Raw genomic sequence first — 17549 nt, 5'->3', positions numbered from 1 at the left:
TTGGACAAGATCATGCGTCAAAAAAGATTGGAACGTGACAAATGATTCAACTTGGAGCGATCACGTTCCACTAGCGAAAGCCTGCCGCCAGGAGAGCTTCAATCCGCGGCAAGGACGACATGCGAGGTCTTGAAAACCGCAAAGACCTCGGCCCCTTCCTTGGCCCCCACTTCATCCGCGCCCGCCTGGGTGATGACGGCGTCGATGGTCTTGCCGTGACCGATATCGAGTGTGATCTCGGAGTCGACGCCGCCATCAATGCGTTCGACAACCTTGCCTTTGATTCTATTGCGCGCGGAAATGCGCAGGGCCTGAGGGCCACTCGCCAGCATCACCGACGTGCTGTTCACCATGGCCATGACGTTGCTGCCGAGTTTCAGATCGAGCTCCACCAGACTGCGATTGGTCACAAGCGCGAAGATGAAAACGCCGGGCGAGACCTCGAGCTTGATCTCGACGTTCACGGGCGCCGGCTTGATCTCGACGATCTTGCAATGCAGCGCGTTACGGGCCGAGACACGCAATGCGACGCCCCAAAAGAGCATATCTTCCGCATGTTCGAGTCCCTCTTCCGCGATCGACGTCGAAATGCGCCCGAGCTTTTCTTCGAGCTTCCGGAAAGCCGCGATCAGCCGCAACCCTTCCTCGGTAATCTGGGCGCCGCCGCCGCTCGATCCGCCGGTCTTGGTCAGAAAGGCCGGGCGCGGGAGAAGATTATTGATCGCATTCACCGAGTCCCAGGCCGTTTTATAGCTGAAGCCGGCCGCTTCGGCGGCCTTGGTTATGCTGCCATGTTTCGCCACCGCCTCGAGCAGCGCTATGCGCTCACGCCCGACCAGGAGACGGCCATCAGACCTCAAGGCCAATAATGTATCGATTTTACCTTGAGCCTTGCGCGCCATCGTGATCCTGCGGTTGCTGTAATGCTTTGAATTTGAATTCAGTTATCGGGTCCTGCCGATAAGCTGGCCCCTGAAGGGATGTCCGCGTCGAACCTGTCGCAAACGCGACCGGCCCTCACGCAGATTGGGTGTCCAGCGCGAAACGGAAGAGTCTCTATATATCGAATTGCTGTTTCCCGGAAATGAGGGCGGGTCCAAGGCATGTCCGCGCGGCGTCGGAGCCGCCGCTATGGGGCTCGACGGGCGAGTCCGCGGCGTGTCATTGTCGCCCTGCTGCTTCGGGGTGAGTCGGCCCCCGAGGACCCGGCACCGATCTAACGGCGAATACGGATCGAACTTATGGTGGATAGCGACTTCGATAAGCCTTTAGGCCTCGACCGCGCGCCATTTTCGAGACGGCGACGGAGCCCGCCTTACCGGATGATCGCCTTTGCCGGCCTCGGACTGATCGCCGCCGGGCTTTTCGCCTTCATCAGTTTGACCGGCGATCCGATGGGCGGCGAGCCTTATGCCATAGCCGCCATCCACGAGGATATACAAGCCGCGCCGGCAGCTAAGCCGGCCAGCAGCCAGCCCGCAAGTCAAACGCCGCCGGATCCAGCCGCGACTGGCGGCACCCTCAAGGGGGTGACAAGCGCCGAGGATCTCGAACAGCAAAGCGGCGTCAAAGTCATGCGCGGCGGCGCGAGCGCACCTGGCGCGCTCATCATCACCGTGCCGCAGGATTTAGGCATCAGGCTTGCCCCTGCCCCCGACCCGCGTCTCGTCGAAAAGACGCACTTTGGTCCCATTCCCAGGATCGGCAGCGACGGCTCCCGTCCGGCCGAGGTTTATGCAAGGCCGCTGGTCACCTCTTCGAGCCTGAAGGCGGGCGCGCCCCGCATCGCGCTTCTCATCGGCGGGATGGGCCTCGACACATCCGCGACCGAGACGGCGATTGACTCTCTGCCAGGCGCCGTGACGCTCGGATTTGCGCCCTATGGCCGCGATCTCGAACGCGAGGCCGCCAGGGCACGCGAGCATGGCCATGAAATCGTCCTCCAGCTTCCGATGGAGCCTTTCGATTATCCGCAAAACAATCCGGGCCCGCATACGCTCCTGACCTCCGCAAGTGCGGCGGAAAACACCGAACACCTGCATTGGCTGATGAGCCGCTTCACTGGCTATGCCGGCGTTGCCAACTTCCTCGGCGCCAAATTCACCTCGGACGACCAGGCCTTGACTCCGGTCCTGCGCGAGATCGGCGGCCGCGGGCTTTATTATGCCGACGACGGCACCTCGGCCCAAAGCCTCGTGCCCGGGCTCGCACCGGGATTGGATCTCTCCGCCGGCAAAACCGATGTGATCTTGGAAGGAGGCGCGAAACCGGGCACCCTGGAGGCTGCTCTGGTCAAGCTTGAGACCCGGGCGCGCGATAAGGGTATTGCGGTTGGCGTCGCGAGCGGGCTACCTTTGTCCAACATCGATCGGATCGCCCGCTTTGCTCAGTCTCTCGAGGCAAAGGGCATTGCCCTTGTACCGCTGAGCGCCATACTCGGCAAAGACGGAGCGAGGCCGGTCGTCACACGCGAACCGTGAGCTCTGACAGAATGGACTTTGGAAATTACCGTCCCTGCGTCGGTATCATGCTTCTCAATCGCAATGGTCTCGTCTTTATCGGGCGGCGGCGGAACAAAAGACTGCAGGGGCATATCGCGACTGACCATGAATGGCAGATGCCGCAAGGCGGAATCGATGCCGGCGAAAACCCCTATGACGCCGCACTGCGCGAATTGCTCGAAGAAACCAATGTCTCCTCGGCAAGCTTCCTTGCCGAAGCGCAGGATTGGCTGACTTACGATCTGCCGGTGGAATTCGCCAAGAAATCCTGGAAGGGACGCTACCAGGGCCAAAGGCAAAAATGGTTCGCGCTTCGCTTCGAAGGCGACGACAGCGAGATCAACATCCATACGCCGGCCGGCGGCCAGAAACCGGAATTCGACGCCTGGCGCTGGGAGCCCATGCAGCATCTTTCCGAGCTCATCATTCCGTTCAAAAGGCCGGTCTACGAAAAGGTCGTCGAGAGTTTCCGCCATTTGTCGGAAAAGGTGTGAGCGGTTCTTCAGCGCGTCATGCGCGGTGCCCGGATCGAGTCCCGGCATGAGCCGGAAAAGCGCACGGTGACGCGCACAATGTAAGACGGATCTTGCGGAATTATTGGCTCATGCCGTCAAGGCGAAAACGCAACGCAGCCCTTAATGCCTGTCGGCCGCATTGGCTTCGTTGAAAGCGCGGTTGTTGCGCGCCAGCACGGTCTCGCCCGACTCGTCGCCATAGCAAATATGGAATTCCGAGCAGGAATCGCAGGTCGGCGACGGGCACATGCTGAAGCCTTCCGCCTCGCACAGCGAGCGGTACAAGAAGCGCTTCCAGCGCATGTTGCGTGTATTCTTCGTGGCGAGCGGGGCAAAATGCCGAAGCAGGAGTTTCGTCAGGTCCGGCCGTTCCGCGAGCCCTAGATCTTCCCAAAGGTGATTAGGCTCCATGCCGCGTCTGGCGACGACATAGGCGAGCCATTCGCTCACTTGCCGCGGGCCGGAACAGTTTTGCAATAAGATCTGCCGGACCATGACTTCTTCTTCGTCCTCTTCAGCCTGCGGCTCGTGGGAGGGATCAAGAAAAAGGTCCATATGAACGAATTGAGCCGCCGCACATAGGCGGTCGCGATCGAGGCCAAGACGGCGCTCGACAGGCTCGCCGAGGCGCTTCGCCTCGGCGACCGCATGAAGCAGCAGACGTCCGATGATATGGCGATCAAAGCTTTCATCCACGGCGGCGCCAGCGTGTAGCGCACCATCGGCGCCGCGCAAGAGATGAGCTTCGGTCGGCATAGCTGTCGCCATGTCTCAGAGCGCGCCTTCGAGCTCGTTGATCGGCGTATGCGTCTGGCAATCAGTCGGGCAGACGCGCGCACAAGCGCCGCAGCCGATGCAGGCACCAATGTCGTTCATCGCCATGACCTTCTTTTCGAAGTCGTCATCGTCCTCGTTGTCGAGAGGCACGATCTCCCCGTCTTCGGTGAGGCCTTTCAACGTCATGACTTCACGGCCGCAGACCTTGTAGCAGCGGCCGCAGCCGATGCAGGTATCCGGATCAATTGAAGTCAGGAACTCCGGGGTCCACATGCGGCCGTCGCGTGTGGGCTTCGACTTTTCCGTGATTTCCGCCATTTTCGATTCTCCATTGGCCGATCCTCGTCGATCGGCGCAAATGCGTCAGTCTCAACCCATCGCGCTCAATTGGGCCCTCTTGCTTTCAAGAGTCTCGAAAGCCGTGTGAGCGCGTTGGGCAACATCCAAAATCTGCTGCCAATTGATCGGCAATTCCTCGGAGAGGTCGTGCAAATCCATCTTGGCCTGCATAGCCTGCGCGGAGAGTTTCTTGATCTCCGCTTTCAATTTGTCCGCGTCTTCGCTCATGCTCCTCCCCGTCGTGTCAATATTTGGCAACTTCGGGATATTTGTTGATCATCTCGACGCCAGCGGCAACGGCTTTCGTGCCTTCTTCCGCGAGCTTGTCGAGGCTGTCGTAACCATAGCGATGCACGTCGCGGAGCATCTTGTTCACGACGATCAGGCGGCCGGCCATGAGGACCAGACGGCCGAAGCCTTCGTGCGACATCTTCATCATCGGAGACACCATGCAGCCCGTCTCCTTTTCGATCGAAAGGCCGACCGCATTGTAGAAGAGCTCCAAGCGCCAAAGGGTTTCCGGATCGGGATCGCCGATCATCGGGATTTCTTTGCGGCGCTTCTTATCGACGATGTAGGGATCGATCAGGTCGAGATCGGTCTTGCTGTCCCACGCACCGTGCATATCCTGGGCGCGCCATTGCTTAATCAGTTCCTTCACGAAAGGCACATCGACGGCTGCCGGTTTAATCGCTTCTGCCACATCAGACATGGTTCACCTCAATCTTCGAAATCGAATTCTTTTGCTTCGCCGGCTTTTTGCATCGCTTTGCGCAGCCAGGGCGGCGGCGCGGGCGCCTTCAGCACATCTTGCAACTTGACGAGAAGCTCGGCAATCGGCTCCGGCTCCTTCACCTTCATCGGAAAGATGTTATTCGCGACGACGCGGGCCGCGCCCGAACCGCCGATCGCGGCGACATAGAGAATCGCGCAATCCTTCACGGCGTTGATCTTTGGCTCGAGCTTGTCCTCGTTGCCGTCTTCCTGGAGATCGCCGTTGAATTCGATCGTCTCCAGAAATTGATAGCCGTCGGGCTGCACGTCATACAGCATCAGGTTTTTCGCCCAGCCGAAATGCGCGTCCACTCTTTCGAGATCCTGGGTGGCAAATGCTACTTTCATGCAGCCTCCGTTTTTATCTGTTGTGCAGGCATCATTTGCCTCAATGAGTGGTGTGCGGCGTCGCCTGATGGTCACCGTGGGCGTCGCCATGCTGGGCGCCGACCAGTTCAGGATACCACGTGTCCGGCTTAATCGCATGGCCGGTCGAAAACAGCATATTCGCGATATCGAAGATCAGATCGCGAGCGCCGCGATAGCCGACCGCCGTGATATGTCCAGCACCCAGCCGATCGAAGATCGGCAAGCCCATCCTGAACAGCGGGATTCCCGTGCGCTCTGAGGCTTGGCGGCCATGCGCATGGGTGATCATGAGATCGCAGCCCGGCGCCAAGCGTTCAAGGTCTTCAAGATCGCCGATTAGCACGGTCTCGCACTGGACCTTTTCGAGGATCGGCGAATTATTGGTCGAGACCGCCGCAGTGATATGGCAGCCCATTTCGACGAGGAAGCTCGAGAGGTCGTAGAAGAAGTCGGGCTCGAGCCCCATGGCGATCTTCTTGCCGCCGGTGTGGAAATGCCCGTCGAGCATCGCATCGACCAATTGGCTGCGCTGGCGCTTGATCCGCGTCGGCACCGGCTTGCCGCTGATCTCCATCAGATGCGCAATGAAGGCATCGGTAGGTAGAAGGCCGATCATCCGTTCGAAGAGCTTGTAAGGGATGCCGGCCTTTTTCTGCAGAGTGTCCGCCGCCAGCTTCATATGCGAGCCGAGCGCGATGCAATGGGAGGCATTGCCGAGATCGGCGATTTCCTCGAGCGAAATCCCACCGAGCGAGGTCGGCGTGAAATCGTCCGGGATATGGCCGTCGAGCGAGGCGGCAAGATCGGGCAGAAACAAAGGCTCGAAACCGAAGCCCTCGATAATGTCCCGCAATTCGTCGAGATCGCCCGGCGTATATTGGGAGCCTGGCAGCACGACGAGCTTCTTCGGGTCGCGAACGACGTCGGGCTCCGGCGCTTTCACCAGCTTGTCGATGATCTTCGCGACGGTCTTTTCCCAGCCGTCCTGGAAGGCATCCTTGAAGTCGGGCGTCGAGACGTAGACGAGCGCGACATCATCCAGTTCCGGATGCTGCTGGCGCACGAGCGAAATATAGGCGTCGACGTCGTCGCCCTTGGTTTCGGTCACGCCGGTCGAACAGATGCCGATCAAGCGGGCCTTCTGCTTCGTCGAAATATTGACGATCGCCTGCTCGACGTTTTCATAGCCGCCGAGCACGGTCGCCACTTCGCTCATCGCCGTCGTCTGAAGCGGAATGGCTTCCTTGAAATGGCGCACGAAGAGCACGAGCCCGAAGGACGTGCAGCCTTGCGAGCCGTGGAAAAGCGGCATGCTGTCCCTGATCCCCATGAAGGCGAGCGCGCCGCCGACCGGCTGGCTCATCTTCAAGGGATTGACGGTGCAGGCCTTCTTACCGATTTCGATGACTGCCATGGGATCACCTCACTCGGCTGCGACGGCGATGGGCGCCACGATTTCCGACAAAATGTCGTCGATCGTATCGCAGCAGCTTTCGCAACCGCCGCCGGCTTCCGTGGCTTCGGTCACTTCGGCAACCGTCGTCAGACCCTTCGCATGGACGGCGTCTTCGATCATGCCGCGCGTGACGTCTTTGCAATTGCAGATCTTGACGGCCCGGCGCTCTTCCGGCGTCAGTTCCACGGCAGGAGCGCCAGACAGCGTTTCCAAGATACCGCCGATCGTGCCGCGGCAGCTCGTGCAGCCCGAACCCGCATGGGTAATGTCGACGACCTGCTCGACCGTGGTCAGCGAACCGGCTGCGATCGCGTCCTCGATCGTGCCGAGATCGACCGTCTTGCACTTGCAGATCTTCTTCGAGCGGCGCTTGGCCTCGGCCTTCGCCGGATCGGCTGCGAGCTCGGCGGCCTCGCGAGCCGCTTCGGCATCGGCCTTCGCCTGCCAGCTATCGGCCGCGTTCTGCCAGGGTGCAATGGTGCGCACCTGCTCCCAGATCGGGTTGTAGAGCGCCTTGTCGATCTCCTTCACGAGGTCGACCATGCCCTTATAGCCCGAATAGGCGTGGTGACGTTCCTGGTTGATGTCGAGCCAGGGCATATTGGCCTTGAGCGCGATGAACTGCGAACGGCCGCCCGACAGCATGATATCGGCGCGCGCGTCCTTCAGCATCTTGTACATTTCGCGCGGCGACATGTCGTCGAAGGCATGCGCGTCTTCGCCCATCAATTCCTTGATGCGCTCTTTATCTTCCTTGGTCGATTTCTTGACCGAGGTGCCGACGATTTCCATGCCGACTTCCTGCAGCGCCGCGACCACCGACCAGGACTTCACACCGCCGGTGATGAGCAGAACCTTCTTGCCCTTGAGACGAGGCAGATAGGACATGATTTCGTCCCAGGCCAGCTTCTCTTCGCGTTCGATCACGGCCTCGACGCGATCCATGAATTCCGCCGGCGCGCCGCGGTCGATGCAGAGCTGCGCGAGCTGACGGACCGAGTCGCTCATGTCGCCAATGCCGTAGAACGAACCTTCGAAATAGGGGATGCTGTAGAGGTCTTCGAGCTTGCGGGTGATGTTGATCATCGCCTTGGAGCAGACCATCATCGTGGCGCGGGCCCGGTGCGACCGGGCGACCTCGTGATATTTGGCGTCGCCCGAAATGCACGACAGGATGCGGAAGCCGATCTCCTTCAGGAGCGGCTCGACCTGCCACATCTCGCCGGCGAGGTTATATTCGCCGATGATGTTGACGTCGTAGGGCGTCGTGTAGTCTGGCTCTTCGGTGCCGATGACATGGGCAAGGAGCGCCTCGCCAGCGAGCTTGTTGCCGAGATTCTTCGGCCCGACGAAACCAGGCGAATTGACGGGGACGATCGGCTTGCCGAATTTCTTCGTCGCCGCCTTGCAGACCGCGTCGATATCGTCGCCGATCATGGCCGGCACGCAGGTCTGGTAGACGAACACGGACGGCGGGTTGTATTTCTCGATGATCTCTTTGATGGCTTTGTAGAGCCGCTTCTCGCCGCCAAAGACGACGTCCGTCTCGTTCATATCTGTGGTGAAGCCGGTGCGATAAAGCGACGAGCCCGAGGAATAAGCGCCGCGGTTATCCCAGCTATTGCCCTCGCAGGCGATCGGGCCGTGCACGAGATGGGCAACATCGGTAATGGGCTGGAGAGCGATCTTGGCGCCGTCGAAAGCGCAGCCGCCAGCGGCACCGCCGGGCTGCAATTGTTTCGTACAGCCTTTCTTACGTTCCTTTTCCGACTTTGCCGCGTTTTTCGGGCACGCCGGCTCATTGAAAACGTTTTGAATTGTAGCCGAAACTTCGCTCATCCGAACCTCCTCGCCTCAGCCCCATCGGGTCGCTGGGCTCATCATCGCCAGGCAGTTTTAACGCAAATACAGCGCGCTGCCGTGACATGCTTTCTTCATGACAACCTATGAAGCGAAATTCACGCCAATCTAAATTTCGCCACCTTAGCAAAACGGCGGACATTGAACTTTAAGTCCAATGCCCGCCGCCTTATTCACAGCACCATCAATCGGGTATTAGCGAATGATGTCGTAGCTGAAGTCGCTATAGGCAGGAACGATCGTGTTCTTGTCGATTTCCTCGAAGATACGATCGAGGATCCACACGAGGCAGTTCAGACCGCCCTGGTAACCCCACACCGGGTAACGGTGATGGTGATGGCGATCGAAGATCGGGAAGCCGATACGGATCAGCGGGGTGCCCGTGTCACGCTCCAGATACTTGCCGTAGGTGTTGCCGATGAAGAAGTCGACCGGCTCCGTGAACAGCAGCGAACGCATGTGCCACAGATCGCGCAGCGGATAGACGTGGCAGTTGGCGCCGAACGGGCTCGAGTCGAGCAGTTCCTGCACCTTTTCAGCCCACTTCGGCGTGCCGTTCGTCGAGAGAATGTGCGTGGGTTCGCCACCGCATTCCAGGATGAACTGAGCGAGACCGATGCAGAGATCGGGATCGCCATAGATGCCGAATTTCTTGCCATGGATATGGGCGCTCGAGTCAGCCAGGGCGTCGACGAGACGGCCGCGCTCCAGACGGATTTGATCCGGAACAGCCTTACCGGTGAGCTCCGAGATCTTCAGCAGGAACTCGTCGGTCCCCTTCACGCCAACCGGGTGGTTGAAGTAAACGCACTCTTGCTGCCATTCGGTAGCAATGTACTTGAGCGTCTTTTCCGTGCAATATTCCTGCATGGAGATGGTCGCCTTGGCGTTGACCGCCGCTTCCATCTGCTCGATGGTCGTGCCGCCGTCGAACATGCGGAACGTACCGTCGGTGGGCGTGTCCCACACATCGCTATTGTCGGCGATGATCGTGTATTCGAAGCCCATCATGTCGAAGATGCGCTTGATTTCACGCAGGTTGCCGACCGTGTAGGGGTCGAAGCCGCCGATGAAGTTGATGCTCTCGTTCGGGACGCGCTCAAGCTTCTCGGTCGTGCCCGACTTGCCGCCCCAGAAGTGCTCGAAGATGCCCTTGAGGACGTTGTCGTAACCGGTGATGTGGCTGCCAACGAACGCCGGGGTGTGAGCGAACGGGACGTCGTATGCCATCGGCACCGAGCCCTTGTCTTTCGCGGTCTTGATGAAGGCGTTCAGATCGTCACCGATAACTTCCGCCATGCAGGTCGTCGAGACCGAGATCATACGGGGCTTGTAGAGGTTATAGGTGTTGGCGAGGCCGTCGATCATGTTGTTCAGGCCGCCGAACACAGCCGCGTCTTCGGTCATCGAGGACGACACGCAGGAGCTCGGCTCCTTGAAGTGACGCGAGAAGTGCGAGCGATAGTAGGCGACGCAGCCCTGCGAACCATGGACGAAGGGGATGGTCCCTTCGAAGCCGACGCCAGCGAAGACGGCGCCCAACGGCTGGCAAGCCTTAGCAGGGTTCACGGTCAGCGCTTCGCGGGCGAAATTCTTTTCGCGGTATTCCCAGGTCTTGGTCCACTCGACGACGCGCTGCAGCTCTGCATCGGCGACAGGATTTTCGAAATTCTTTTTCTTGTTCGCGAGCATCTCACGATATTCCGGCTGACGGAACAGGTCGAAGTGGTCGAGAACGTAGTCGGCGTTCTGAGGCATGCTGAAGGATCCTTTATAAGTTTGTCTCGGTACACCCCGACAAATGCCCTCCCCTTCGCAGGGGAGGGCACATGAGAGGTTTAGAAGGGAGCCTTGGTGAGACCCCAGACCGGCGAGTTGATCGCCATGTCCATGTCGCGGGCGAAGATGGCGAAGCCATCATAGCCATGATACGGGCCCGAGTAATCCCACGAGTGCATCTGACGGAAGGGGACGCCCATCTTCTGGAAGACGTACTTTTCCTTGATGCCCGAACCAACCAGGTCAGGCTGGATCTTCTCGACGAACTTCTCGAATTCGAAGCCGGTCACGTCGTCATAGATCAGCGTGCCGTCCTTCACGTAGTGAGTCGTGCGCTGATAGTCGTCGTTGTGGCCGAACTCGTAACCCGTGCCGACAACCTCCATGCCGAGGTCTTCGTAGGCGCCGATCACGTGGCGGGGGCGAAGGCCGCCGACGAACAGCATGACCTTGCGGCCGTGCAGACGCGGACGATACTTCTCGATGACGGCGTCCGAAAGGGCGCGGTACTTCTCGATGACGCGCTCAGCGCCTTCCTTGATCTTGTCGTCGAAGTGGCTGGCGATCGTGCGAAGCGATTCAGCAATCTTGGACGGGCCAAAGAAGTTATATTCCACCCACGGAACACCGTACTTTTCTTCCATGTGGCGGGAGATGTAGTTCATCGAGCGGTAGCAGTGAAGGACGTTGAGCTTTGCCTTCGGGGTCGCCTCGAGCTCAGCGATCGTGCCGTCACCCGACCATTGCGCAACAACGCGGAGGCCCATTTCCTCGAGAAGGATACGGGACGACCAAGCGTCACCACCGATGTTGTAGTCACCGATGATCGCAACGTCGTAAGCCGACTGTTCGAAAGTGGCGGGCTTGCCTTCCATCTTATCGAACACCCAGTCACGAATCGAGTCGTTCGCGATGTGATGGCCGAGGGACTGAGACACGCCACGGAAGCCTTCGCAGCGGACCGGAACGATGGTCTTGCCACCATATTCCTTGGACTTCTGCTTGGAAACCGCCTCGATGTCGTCGCCGATGAGGCCGATCGGGCACTCAGACTGAACCGTAACACCATGGTTCAGCGGGAAGATTTCCATGATTTCGTCCATGATCTTGGCAAGCTTCTTATCGCCGCCGAAGACAATGTCCTTCTCTTGGAAGTCCGAGGTGAACTGCATCGTGACGAACGTGTCAACGCCCGTGGTGCCGATGTAGTAGTTACGACGGGCGGCCCAGGAATACTGGCCGCAGCCGACCGGACCATGGCTGATGTGGATCATGTCCTTGATCGGGCCCCAAACCACGCCCTTCGAACCGGCGTAGGCGCAGCCACGGATCGTCATCACGCCGGGGACCGACTTGATGTTCGACTTGGTCGAGCAGTCCTTGGCACCCGTGTTGAACTGGTTCAGGTGCTTGGCGCGGTTCTTTTTGCTCTTCTCGGGATAAGCCTTGAGGGTTTCCTCGATGAGCTCTTTATTCCGTAGCTTAATCTCTTCAATTGTTTCCGGTGCTGACAGGCTCATGCCCTCATCTCCTGAAAATGTTATTCCGAGCAGGGACCGGCCCCTCAGAGCGAGGGGCCGGCGACTTCTTTATATATTATTACGCGGTCAGCTGCGAAGCAGTGAGGCCAACCTGGCTCTCATCGACCTGCTTCATGATGCCGAAGGACATCAGGATGTCCTCGAGCTCGTCCATGGTGATCGGGGTCGGGATGATGCCGTTGCCCTTGTTCGCATGGATCTTGGTCGACAGGGTGCGGTACTCGTCAGCCTGCTTGGAATCGGGAGCGTACTCCACAACCGTCATACGACGGAGTTCGGCGTGCTGCACGATATTGTCGCGGGGAACGAAGTGGATGAGCTTGGTGCCGAGGCGCTTGGCAAGCTCTTCAGCCAGCTCGAGCTCCTTGTCGGTCTGACGCTCGTTGCAAACGAGACCGCCGAGACGGACGCCGCCCGAATTGGCATACTTGAGAATGCCCTTCGAGATGTTGTTGCCGGCATACATGGCCATCATTTCGCCAGACATGACGATGTAGATTTCCTGAGCCTTGTTCTCACGGATCGGCATGGCGAAACCGCCGCAGACCACGTCGCCGAGCACGTCGTAGGAGACGTAATCAACGTCTTCGTAAGCGCCGTTCTCTTCGAGGAAGTTGATCGAGGTGATAACACCGCGACCCGCGCAGCCGACGCCCGGCTCCGGACCACCCGACTCGACGCACTTGATGTCGAGGTAACCGATCTTCATGACGTCTTCGATTTCGAGGTCTTCGACCGAACCGGCGGCAGCGGCGAGGCTGAGGATGGTGTCCTGGGCCTTGCTGTGCAGGATGAGACGGGTCGAGTCAGCCTTGGGATCGCAGCCGACGATGAGGATCTTGTGACCCGCCTGAGCGAGGCAGGCGAGGGTGTTTTGCGAGGTCGTGGACTTGCCAATACCTCCCTTACCATAGAATGCGATCTGGCGCATATATTGATCTCCTTAAGTGCCGTTTTCAGTTTAAACCGTGACCCTTGGCGCTCAAGCGTATGTTCGAGACACCGTGGCGGCGCGGGACACGACACGTCACATACCTTCGCATCGGCGACGTATCCCCGCGCTCTTCTCAGCAATGCTCGTGCCAACCCCCAGTGCCGTCATAAACCATTGATTTATAAGACCTCGGGTTTGGCGCCATCGGCCCGTTCCAGCTTGTTCTGAATCCGACAGGGTGTTTCTGGCTGTCAGGAACTAAACAGCTGGGAGCGACCAAATGACCGCATTTGCCGGCCACCCCGCTTGTGAGGTGCAAATCCATCAGCTAAATCTGGGCCAGCAAGCAGGTCCGCCCGAAAGGTCGGAACAAATTTTGCTTCTTCACGCGCAGCTCACTTGAGCCGCCACGCGCCAGCACTTCATTGCGAGGTCAAAATGCAAATCGGTGTCGATAATGACCGGAGGGTTGAAAACAAGCGCGTTTTCATCATCGACAATGACGGAATGACGGGCTCGATCCTACAGTTCATGCTGGAGGATGATAACGAGACCCATGAGTTCGCCACGGCCGAAGAGGCCTATGCCGCTTCGGAAAAGCAGGTTTACCAAAAGACCGAGATGAGCATTCCCCAGATGGTCATCGTCGGGACGAATGTGCTCCAGGAGAAGGGCATCGATCACCTTAAGGAGATCGCGGCCAAGTTCCCGGATGCCAAAATCGTGGTGGTCGCGGAAAACCCCGACGACAAAATCGGCAAGCAGTGCCTTGCCAAGGGTGGCGGCGCCCACGGCGCCCTGATCAAGCCGCTGACGGTCGAGGTCGTCCGCCGCAAGGTCGACATGCTGCTCGGCCGGCTCAAGGCGGAGTTCGTTCAGCTCGGCGATTTCGGCTGAGGCCTGTCGAGAGCTGCAAAGTTACGGCGACCGTCGCCTCCCGGGAGGCGACGGTCGTTTGATGTGGACGGTACGAATACCGGATGGCGGCTTTCCGACATTGACGTGAAGCGCTTCTAAAGCGCGATACGCAGTAAAAGTTGAATAAATAGCGGGGTTCCCGCGCACAAGATCACGATGATTTTGAATCGGTTCGACCCAAAATCATAACGTGATCGATTTTAATAGCTTAGAGCGGGATGCGGGCGGAAAACCGGTGCCCACTTTTCCTCATCCCGCTCTTGCCCGAATACTTTGCTGTCCGAGAGGTCCGATGACCCAAGTCATCTTCTACGAGAAGCCCGGCTGTTCGAACAATGCGCGGCAAAAGCAGCTTCTGACCGCGGCGGGCCACGAGCTTGAAATCCGCGATCTTCTGACCGAAGCCTGGACCGCCGATCTCCTGCGCAGTTACTTCGCCGGCAAGCCAGTCGCGGACTGGTTCAACAAGGCCGCACCCAAGGTCAAATCCGGCGAGATCAAGCCGGGTGGCGTCGATGCCGACACCGCGCTCGCCTTGATGCTCGCCGAACCGATCCTGATCCGGCGCCCACTGATGGAAGCCGCCGGACGCCGCAATGTCGGATTCGATCCCGCCGAAGTCGAAGCCTGGATCGGGCTTGAAAAGGCCCATGCGGCGCCGGCCGATCTCGAAACCTGCAGGCGCAAGCCCCAAGCCTCGCCCGATTCCCCCACACCTTCCGTCAGCGAAACGACCCCCTCATGACCATAGCGCCAGATCAAGCGGCAAGCGCCGCGGAAACGATCCTCGCCTATCATCAGCGCACCAAACATTCGCTGCAGCGTTATGCGGCGGGTCCCGAAACGCTCGATTGGGATTCGCAGCCCAATCCCTTCCGCGAATATGCCGATGCGCCGCGCATGCTTTTGCCGCTCAGCGCGGCCGCGATCAAAACCACATTCGCCGAGATCTATTCGGGCGAGAACGTCACGCCCGCCGCCATCTCGGCCGATTCTGTCGGCGCCTTGTTGCAACTGTCCATGGGCCTGACCGCCTGGAAGCAATATGGTCCCGACCGCTGGGCTTTACGCGCCAATCCGTCGAGCGGCAATCTGCATCCGACCGAGGCCTATGTCCTGGCGGAGGGGATCGAAGGGATCGCCGACGGCGTCCACCATTACGTCAGCCGCGATCATAGCCTCGAGCAAAGATGCCGGATCGCCGATGGTGCGGCGAAAAAAGCGGCACCCCGCCTCTGGATCGGGCTCTCGTCCATCCATTGGCGAGAGGCCTGGAAATATGGCGAGCGCGCCTTCCGCTATTGTCAGATGGATGTCGGTCACGCGATCGGCGCTTTGCGCTACGCGGCCGGCGCGCTCGGCTGGAAAGTGGACATGGTCGAAGGGCTCACCGCGCGGGATATCGCGGCATTGCTCGGCATCGATCGCGCCGATGATTTCATCGGCAAGGCCGAACATGAGGCCCCCGATCTCATCCTCTCGATCAGCACCGGCGCCACGGTGACGCCATTGTCGCAAACCGATCAAAGCTTCGTCGCGGATCGTCTCGCCGATTGGGCGGGGAAGGCCAATGTGCTCGACAAGCACCCGATGTATCGCTGGCCGGTCATCGACGAAGCCTCGCTCGCCACGCGCAAGACCGGCACCGTCGCGGAAGCGCCCTATCGCGCCAATCATCCGGGCATCGGCGAAGGCTCAAACGAACTCGCAACCAGCGTGATCTTGAACCGGCGCAGCGCCCAGGCCTTCGACCGCAGCGCGCGGATGGGCTCCGGCGCCTTCTATCATTTGATCGATCGCCTGCTGCCGCGCCCGGTCGCGCCTTGGGATGTCTGGACCTTTCAGCCGCGCATCCATCCGGTGTTCTTCATCCATCGCGTCGATGGGATCGAGCCCGGCATCTATATTCTGGTGCGCAATCCCGAAGCCGAAATGCCGCTGCGGCAAGCGATCAATCCCGAGTTCAAATGGCGCGTGCCCGACCATGTGCCGCCGCAACTCGCCTTCTATCAATTGCTCGCCGGCGACATGACCAAAATGGCGCGCACGATTTTCTGCGGTCAGGCGATCGCATCGGACGCCTGTTTCGGCATGGGCATGATCGCCGAATTCGAAGGCCTCGTGCGGGCCGAGCCATGGCGCTACAAGCAATTGCATTGGGAAGCCGGCCTCATCGGCCAAGTGCTTTATCTGGAATCCGAAGCCCTCGGTTTCCGCGGCACGGGCGTCGGCTGCTATTTCGACGATTCCATGCACGAAGTGCTGGGTTTGAAGGATGCGAGTTTCGCCTCGCTCTATCATTTCACCGTCGGCGCAGGGCTGGTCGACACGCGCATTCAGACCGAACCGCCCTATGGCGACCGGACCAAACCAGAGACACAAGACTCAGACAAAAAAGGACCCGCAGCCATGGCAGAAGACACAGGCTTTGAACGCGTGGATGTCGCGTTTGCACGCACGCTCATCAAGGATGCCGATCCCCTCATTCTCGATTCGCGCGACATGGGATCTTACGAGCAAGGCCATATCGAAGGCGCGGAATTCGTGAACGATTCCAACATTTCGAATTTTTTGATGACGACGCCGAAGGACAAGCCCGTGCTCATCTATTGCTATCATGGCAATGCGAGCCAGATCCGGGCGCAGACCTTCACCGATTTCCGCTTCAAGAAGGTCTATAGTCTCGACGGTGGCTTCGAAGCCTGGGTCAAAGGGTAGTAATTGAGCGAACCGCTGACCACCACTCAGCAGACGGGAAAAGATCATGGCACAGGCAGCGGGCTTTCAAAGGATCGATGTCGCCACGGCGCGCGGCATCATGGGCCGCGGCGACGCGCTTGTGCTCGACGTGCGCGACGCAGATTCCTACCGGCGCGGCCACATCGAGGGGTCGGCACTCGCGACGAAAGAGAATTTTCAAACATTCCTGACGAATACGCCGAAAGACAAGCCGCTCATCATCTGCTGCTATCACGGTAATTCGAGCCAGGCCTATGCAAAGCATTTCGCCGATCATGGCTTTGCCGACGTCTACAGCCTCGACGGCGGCTATGAGGCCTGGGCGCATGCCGAAAGCATGGCGCCGAAGCCTGGCGCCGCCGCGTCCGTGACGCTGAGCAAAGAGCTGCAGGCTTTTCTTGCGGAGCACGGTTTTGCGCCGAATGACGTGAATACACATAACAAGGATCAGGCGACGCCTTTGATGCTCGCGGTGCGGCTCGCGCCGCCCGCCTTCGTCAAGGAGCTATTGGCGGCAGGTGCCGATATTCATGCCGTCAATGCCGACGGCAATCAGGCTTTATGGCTCGCCTGCGTCGGCGAAATCACCGAGAACATGCAGCTTCTCATCGATGCGGGCATCAATGTGCAGCACATTAACGTAAATGCTGCGACACCCTTGATGTTCGCGGCCTCTTCCGGCCGCGCGAATGCCGTCGCCACGCTGCTCGCGGCTGGCGCCGACCCGCTTTTCGACACGGATCTCGGCCTCACGGCGCTCGATATGGCATCCTCGGTCGAGTGTCTCAATCTGATGCGCGACGCGATCAAGCGCAAGAAAGCCTCTTAACCTGCTGGAAACATGAGGTTTGAGCTGCCGACTGTAACGAAGTCCAGCGGCTTTCCGAATTGCGGATCGAGGATAGATTTCCACGATCATTCTGCAACCTTTGCAAGATTATTCCGTTTAAGTGACCGTGGCCGCAGCTATTGTTTCGCGGCCTCTAAAGCCCACATTCTAACCGCGCAACTCTCAAATGCCCGTGGCCTTAGGGAAGACCCTCGAGG

At 59.3% G+C, this 17549-nt stretch carries 17 protein-coding genes; 6 read left to right on the top strand and 11 right to left on the bottom strand.

The window, feature by feature from the left end:
• Positions 1-98: 98 nt before the first annotated feature.
• The gene (locus A3OQ_RS0108075) at positions 99-902 is read right to left on the bottom strand and encodes a TOBE domain-containing protein (RefSeq protein WP_020174872.1); all 804 of its coding nucleotides are present in this window, start codon (positions 900-902) and stop codon (positions 99-101) included.
• Positions 903-1322: 420 nt separating this feature from the next.
• On the opposite strand from A3OQ_RS0108075, the gene A3OQ_RS0108070 reads away from it, so the two are divergent.
• Both A3OQ_RS0108070 and A3OQ_RS0108065 read left to right on the top strand, forming a co-directional pair.
• Positions 1323-2480, top strand: a complete 1158-nt coding sequence (locus A3OQ_RS0108070; protein WP_020174871.1) for a divergent polysaccharide deacetylase family protein — start codon at positions 1323-1325, stop codon at positions 2478-2480.
• Between the two features lie 11 nt (positions 2481-2491).
• Positions 2492-2995 (top strand): RNA pyrophosphohydrolase, encoded by a 504-nt coding sequence (locus A3OQ_RS0108065; protein WP_026595626.1) that lies wholly within the window; start codon positions 2492-2494, stop codon positions 2993-2995.
• Between the two features lie 141 nt (positions 2996-3136).
• Here the strand turns inward: A3OQ_RS0108065 and A3OQ_RS0108060 are convergent, their stop codons facing one another.
• From A3OQ_RS0108060 to nifH, 10 genes are all read right to left on the bottom strand, one after another.
• A complete protein-coding gene (locus A3OQ_RS0108060; protein ID WP_020174869.1) occupies positions 3137-3772 on the bottom strand; it encodes a nitrogen fixation protein NifQ in 636 nt (211 codons plus the stop codon).
• A gap of 15 nt (positions 3773-3787) precedes the next feature.
• Entirely contained in the window at positions 3788-4111 is a 324-nt protein-coding gene (gene fdxB / locus A3OQ_RS0108055) for a ferredoxin III, nif-specific (RefSeq protein WP_020174868.1), read from the bottom strand.
• A gap of 51 nt (positions 4112-4162) precedes the next feature.
• Positions 4163-4360 (bottom strand): CCE_0567 family metalloprotein, encoded by a 198-nt coding sequence (locus A3OQ_RS0108050; RefSeq protein ID WP_020174867.1) that lies wholly within the window; start codon positions 4358-4360, stop codon positions 4163-4165.
• 16 nt (positions 4361-4376) lie between these two features.
• A complete protein-coding gene (locus tag A3OQ_RS0108045) occupies positions 4377-4844 on the bottom strand; it encodes a NifX-associated nitrogen fixation protein (protein WP_020174866.1) in 468 nt (155 codons plus the stop codon).
• A gap of 8 nt (positions 4845-4852) precedes the next feature.
• The gene (gene nifX / locus A3OQ_RS0108040) at positions 4853-5254 is read right to left on the bottom strand and encodes a nitrogen fixation protein NifX (RefSeq protein WP_020174865.1); all 402 of its coding nucleotides are present in this window, start codon (positions 5252-5254) and stop codon (positions 4853-4855) included.
• Between the two features lie 40 nt (positions 5255-5294).
• Entirely contained in the window at positions 5295-6689 is a 1395-nt protein-coding gene (gene nifN / locus A3OQ_RS0108035) for a nitrogenase iron-molybdenum cofactor biosynthesis protein NifN (RefSeq protein ID WP_020174864.1), read from the bottom strand.
• Positions 6690-6698: 9 nt separating this feature from the next.
• A complete protein-coding gene (gene nifE / locus A3OQ_RS21700) occupies positions 6699-8570 on the bottom strand; it encodes a nitrogenase iron-molybdenum cofactor biosynthesis protein NifE (RefSeq protein WP_020174863.1) in 1872 nt (623 codons plus the stop codon).
• 216 nt (positions 8571-8786) lie between these two features.
• The gene (gene nifK, locus A3OQ_RS0108025) at positions 8787-10349 is read right to left on the bottom strand and encodes a nitrogenase molybdenum-iron protein subunit beta (RefSeq protein ID WP_020174862.1); all 1563 of its coding nucleotides are present in this window, start codon (positions 10347-10349) and stop codon (positions 8787-8789) included.
• A gap of 80 nt (positions 10350-10429) precedes the next feature.
• Positions 10430-11890 carry a nitrogenase molybdenum-iron protein alpha chain gene (gene nifD, locus A3OQ_RS0108020; RefSeq protein ID WP_020174861.1) on the bottom strand — a complete coding sequence of 487 codons (1461 nt, stop codon included), beginning with the start codon at positions 11888-11890 and terminating at the stop codon, positions 10430-10432.
• Between the two features lie 79 nt (positions 11891-11969).
• A complete protein-coding gene (gene nifH, locus A3OQ_RS0108015) occupies positions 11970-12842 on the bottom strand; it encodes a nitrogenase iron protein (RefSeq protein ID WP_020174860.1) in 873 nt (290 codons plus the stop codon).
• Between the two features lie 441 nt (positions 12843-13283).
• Between nifH and A3OQ_RS0108010 the strand changes: the two genes are divergently transcribed.
• The 4 genes from A3OQ_RS0108010 (at position 13284) to A3OQ_RS0107995 (ending at position 17331) form a co-directional block, all read left to right on the top strand.
• Positions 13284-13742, top strand: coding sequence for a response regulator (locus A3OQ_RS0108010; RefSeq protein WP_026595625.1), 459 nt, complete (start codon positions 13284-13286; stop codon positions 13740-13742).
• Between the two features lie 313 nt (positions 13743-14055).
• Entirely contained in the window at positions 14056-14508 is a 453-nt protein-coding gene (locus A3OQ_RS0108005) for an ArsC/Spx/MgsR family protein (protein ID WP_020174858.1), read from the top strand.
• Entirely contained in the window at positions 14505-16481 is a 1977-nt protein-coding gene (locus A3OQ_RS0108000; RefSeq protein WP_020174857.1) for a SagB family peptide dehydrogenase, read from the top strand. The genes A3OQ_RS0108005 and A3OQ_RS0108000 overlap by 4 nt, the downstream gene beginning before the upstream one ends.
• 46 nt (positions 16482-16527) lie before the next feature.
• On the top strand, positions 16528-17331 hold the full coding sequence (locus A3OQ_RS0107995) for an ankyrin repeat domain-containing protein (RefSeq protein WP_020174856.1): 804 nt from the start codon (positions 16528-16530) through the stop codon (positions 17329-17331).
• Positions 17332-17549 lie beyond the last annotated feature (218 nt).

It is taken from the genome of Methyloferula stellata AR4 (genome assembly GCF_000385335.1).
GTDB lineage: Bacteria > Pseudomonadota > Alphaproteobacteria > Rhizobiales > Beijerinckiaceae > Methyloferula > Methyloferula stellata.
Note: the sequence above shows the minus strand (reverse complement) of the source record. Positions and strands in the feature narration are given on the sequence as shown.

Coding starts and splice junctions, on each gene's coding strand:
- A3OQ_RS0108075 (WP_020174872.1), bottom strand. CDS start 902: ATGGCGCGCAAGGCTCAAGGTAAAATCGATACATTATTGGCCTTGAGG.
- A3OQ_RS0108070 (WP_020174871.1), top strand. CDS start 1,323: ATGATCGCCTTTGCCGGCCTCGGACTGATCGCCGCCGGGCTTTTCGCC.
- A3OQ_RS0108065 (WP_026595626.1), top strand. CDS start 2,492: ATGGACTTTGGAAATTACCGTCCCTGCGTCGGTATCATGCTTCTCAAT.
- A3OQ_RS0108060 (WP_020174869.1), bottom strand. CDS start 3,772: ATGCCGACCGAAGCTCATCTCTTGCGCGGCGCCGATGGTGCGCTACAC.
- fdxB (WP_020174868.1), bottom strand. CDS start 4,111: ATGGCGGAAATCACGGAAAAGTCGAAGCCCACACGCGACGGCCGCATG.
- A3OQ_RS0108050 (WP_020174867.1), bottom strand. CDS start 4,360: ATGAGCGAAGACGCGGACAAATTGAAAGCGGAGATCAAGAAACTCTCC.
- A3OQ_RS0108045 (WP_020174866.1), bottom strand. CDS start 4,844: ATGTCTGATGTGGCAGAAGCGATTAAACCGGCAGCCGTCGATGTGCCT.
- nifX (WP_020174865.1), bottom strand. CDS start 5,254: ATGAAAGTAGCATTTGCCACCCAGGATCTCGAAAGAGTGGACGCGCAT.
- nifN (WP_020174864.1), bottom strand. CDS start 6,689: ATGGCAGTCATCGAAATCGGTAAGAAGGCCTGCACCGTCAATCCCTTG.
- nifE (WP_020174863.1), bottom strand. CDS start 8,570: ATGAGCGAAGTTTCGGCTACAATTCAAAACGTTTTCAATGAGCCGGCG.
- nifK (WP_020174862.1), bottom strand. CDS start 10,349: ATGCCTCAGAACGCCGACTACGTTCTCGACCACTTCGACCTGTTCCGT.
- nifD (WP_020174861.1), bottom strand. CDS start 11,890: ATGAGCCTGTCAGCACCGGAAACAATTGAAGAGATTAAGCTACGGAAT.
- nifH (WP_020174860.1), bottom strand. CDS start 12,842: ATGCGCCAGATCGCATTCTATGGTAAGGGAGGTATTGGCAAGTCCACG.
- A3OQ_RS0108010 (WP_026595625.1), top strand. CDS start 13,284: ATGCAAATCGGTGTCGATAATGACCGGAGGGTTGAAAACAAGCGCGTT.
- A3OQ_RS0108005 (WP_020174858.1), top strand. CDS start 14,056: ATGACCCAAGTCATCTTCTACGAGAAGCCCGGCTGTTCGAACAATGCG.
- A3OQ_RS0108000 (WP_020174857.1), top strand. CDS start 14,505: ATGACCATAGCGCCAGATCAAGCGGCAAGCGCCGCGGAAACGATCCTC.
- A3OQ_RS0107995 (WP_020174856.1), top strand. CDS start 16,528: ATGGCACAGGCAGCGGGCTTTCAAAGGATCGATGTCGCCACGGCGCGC.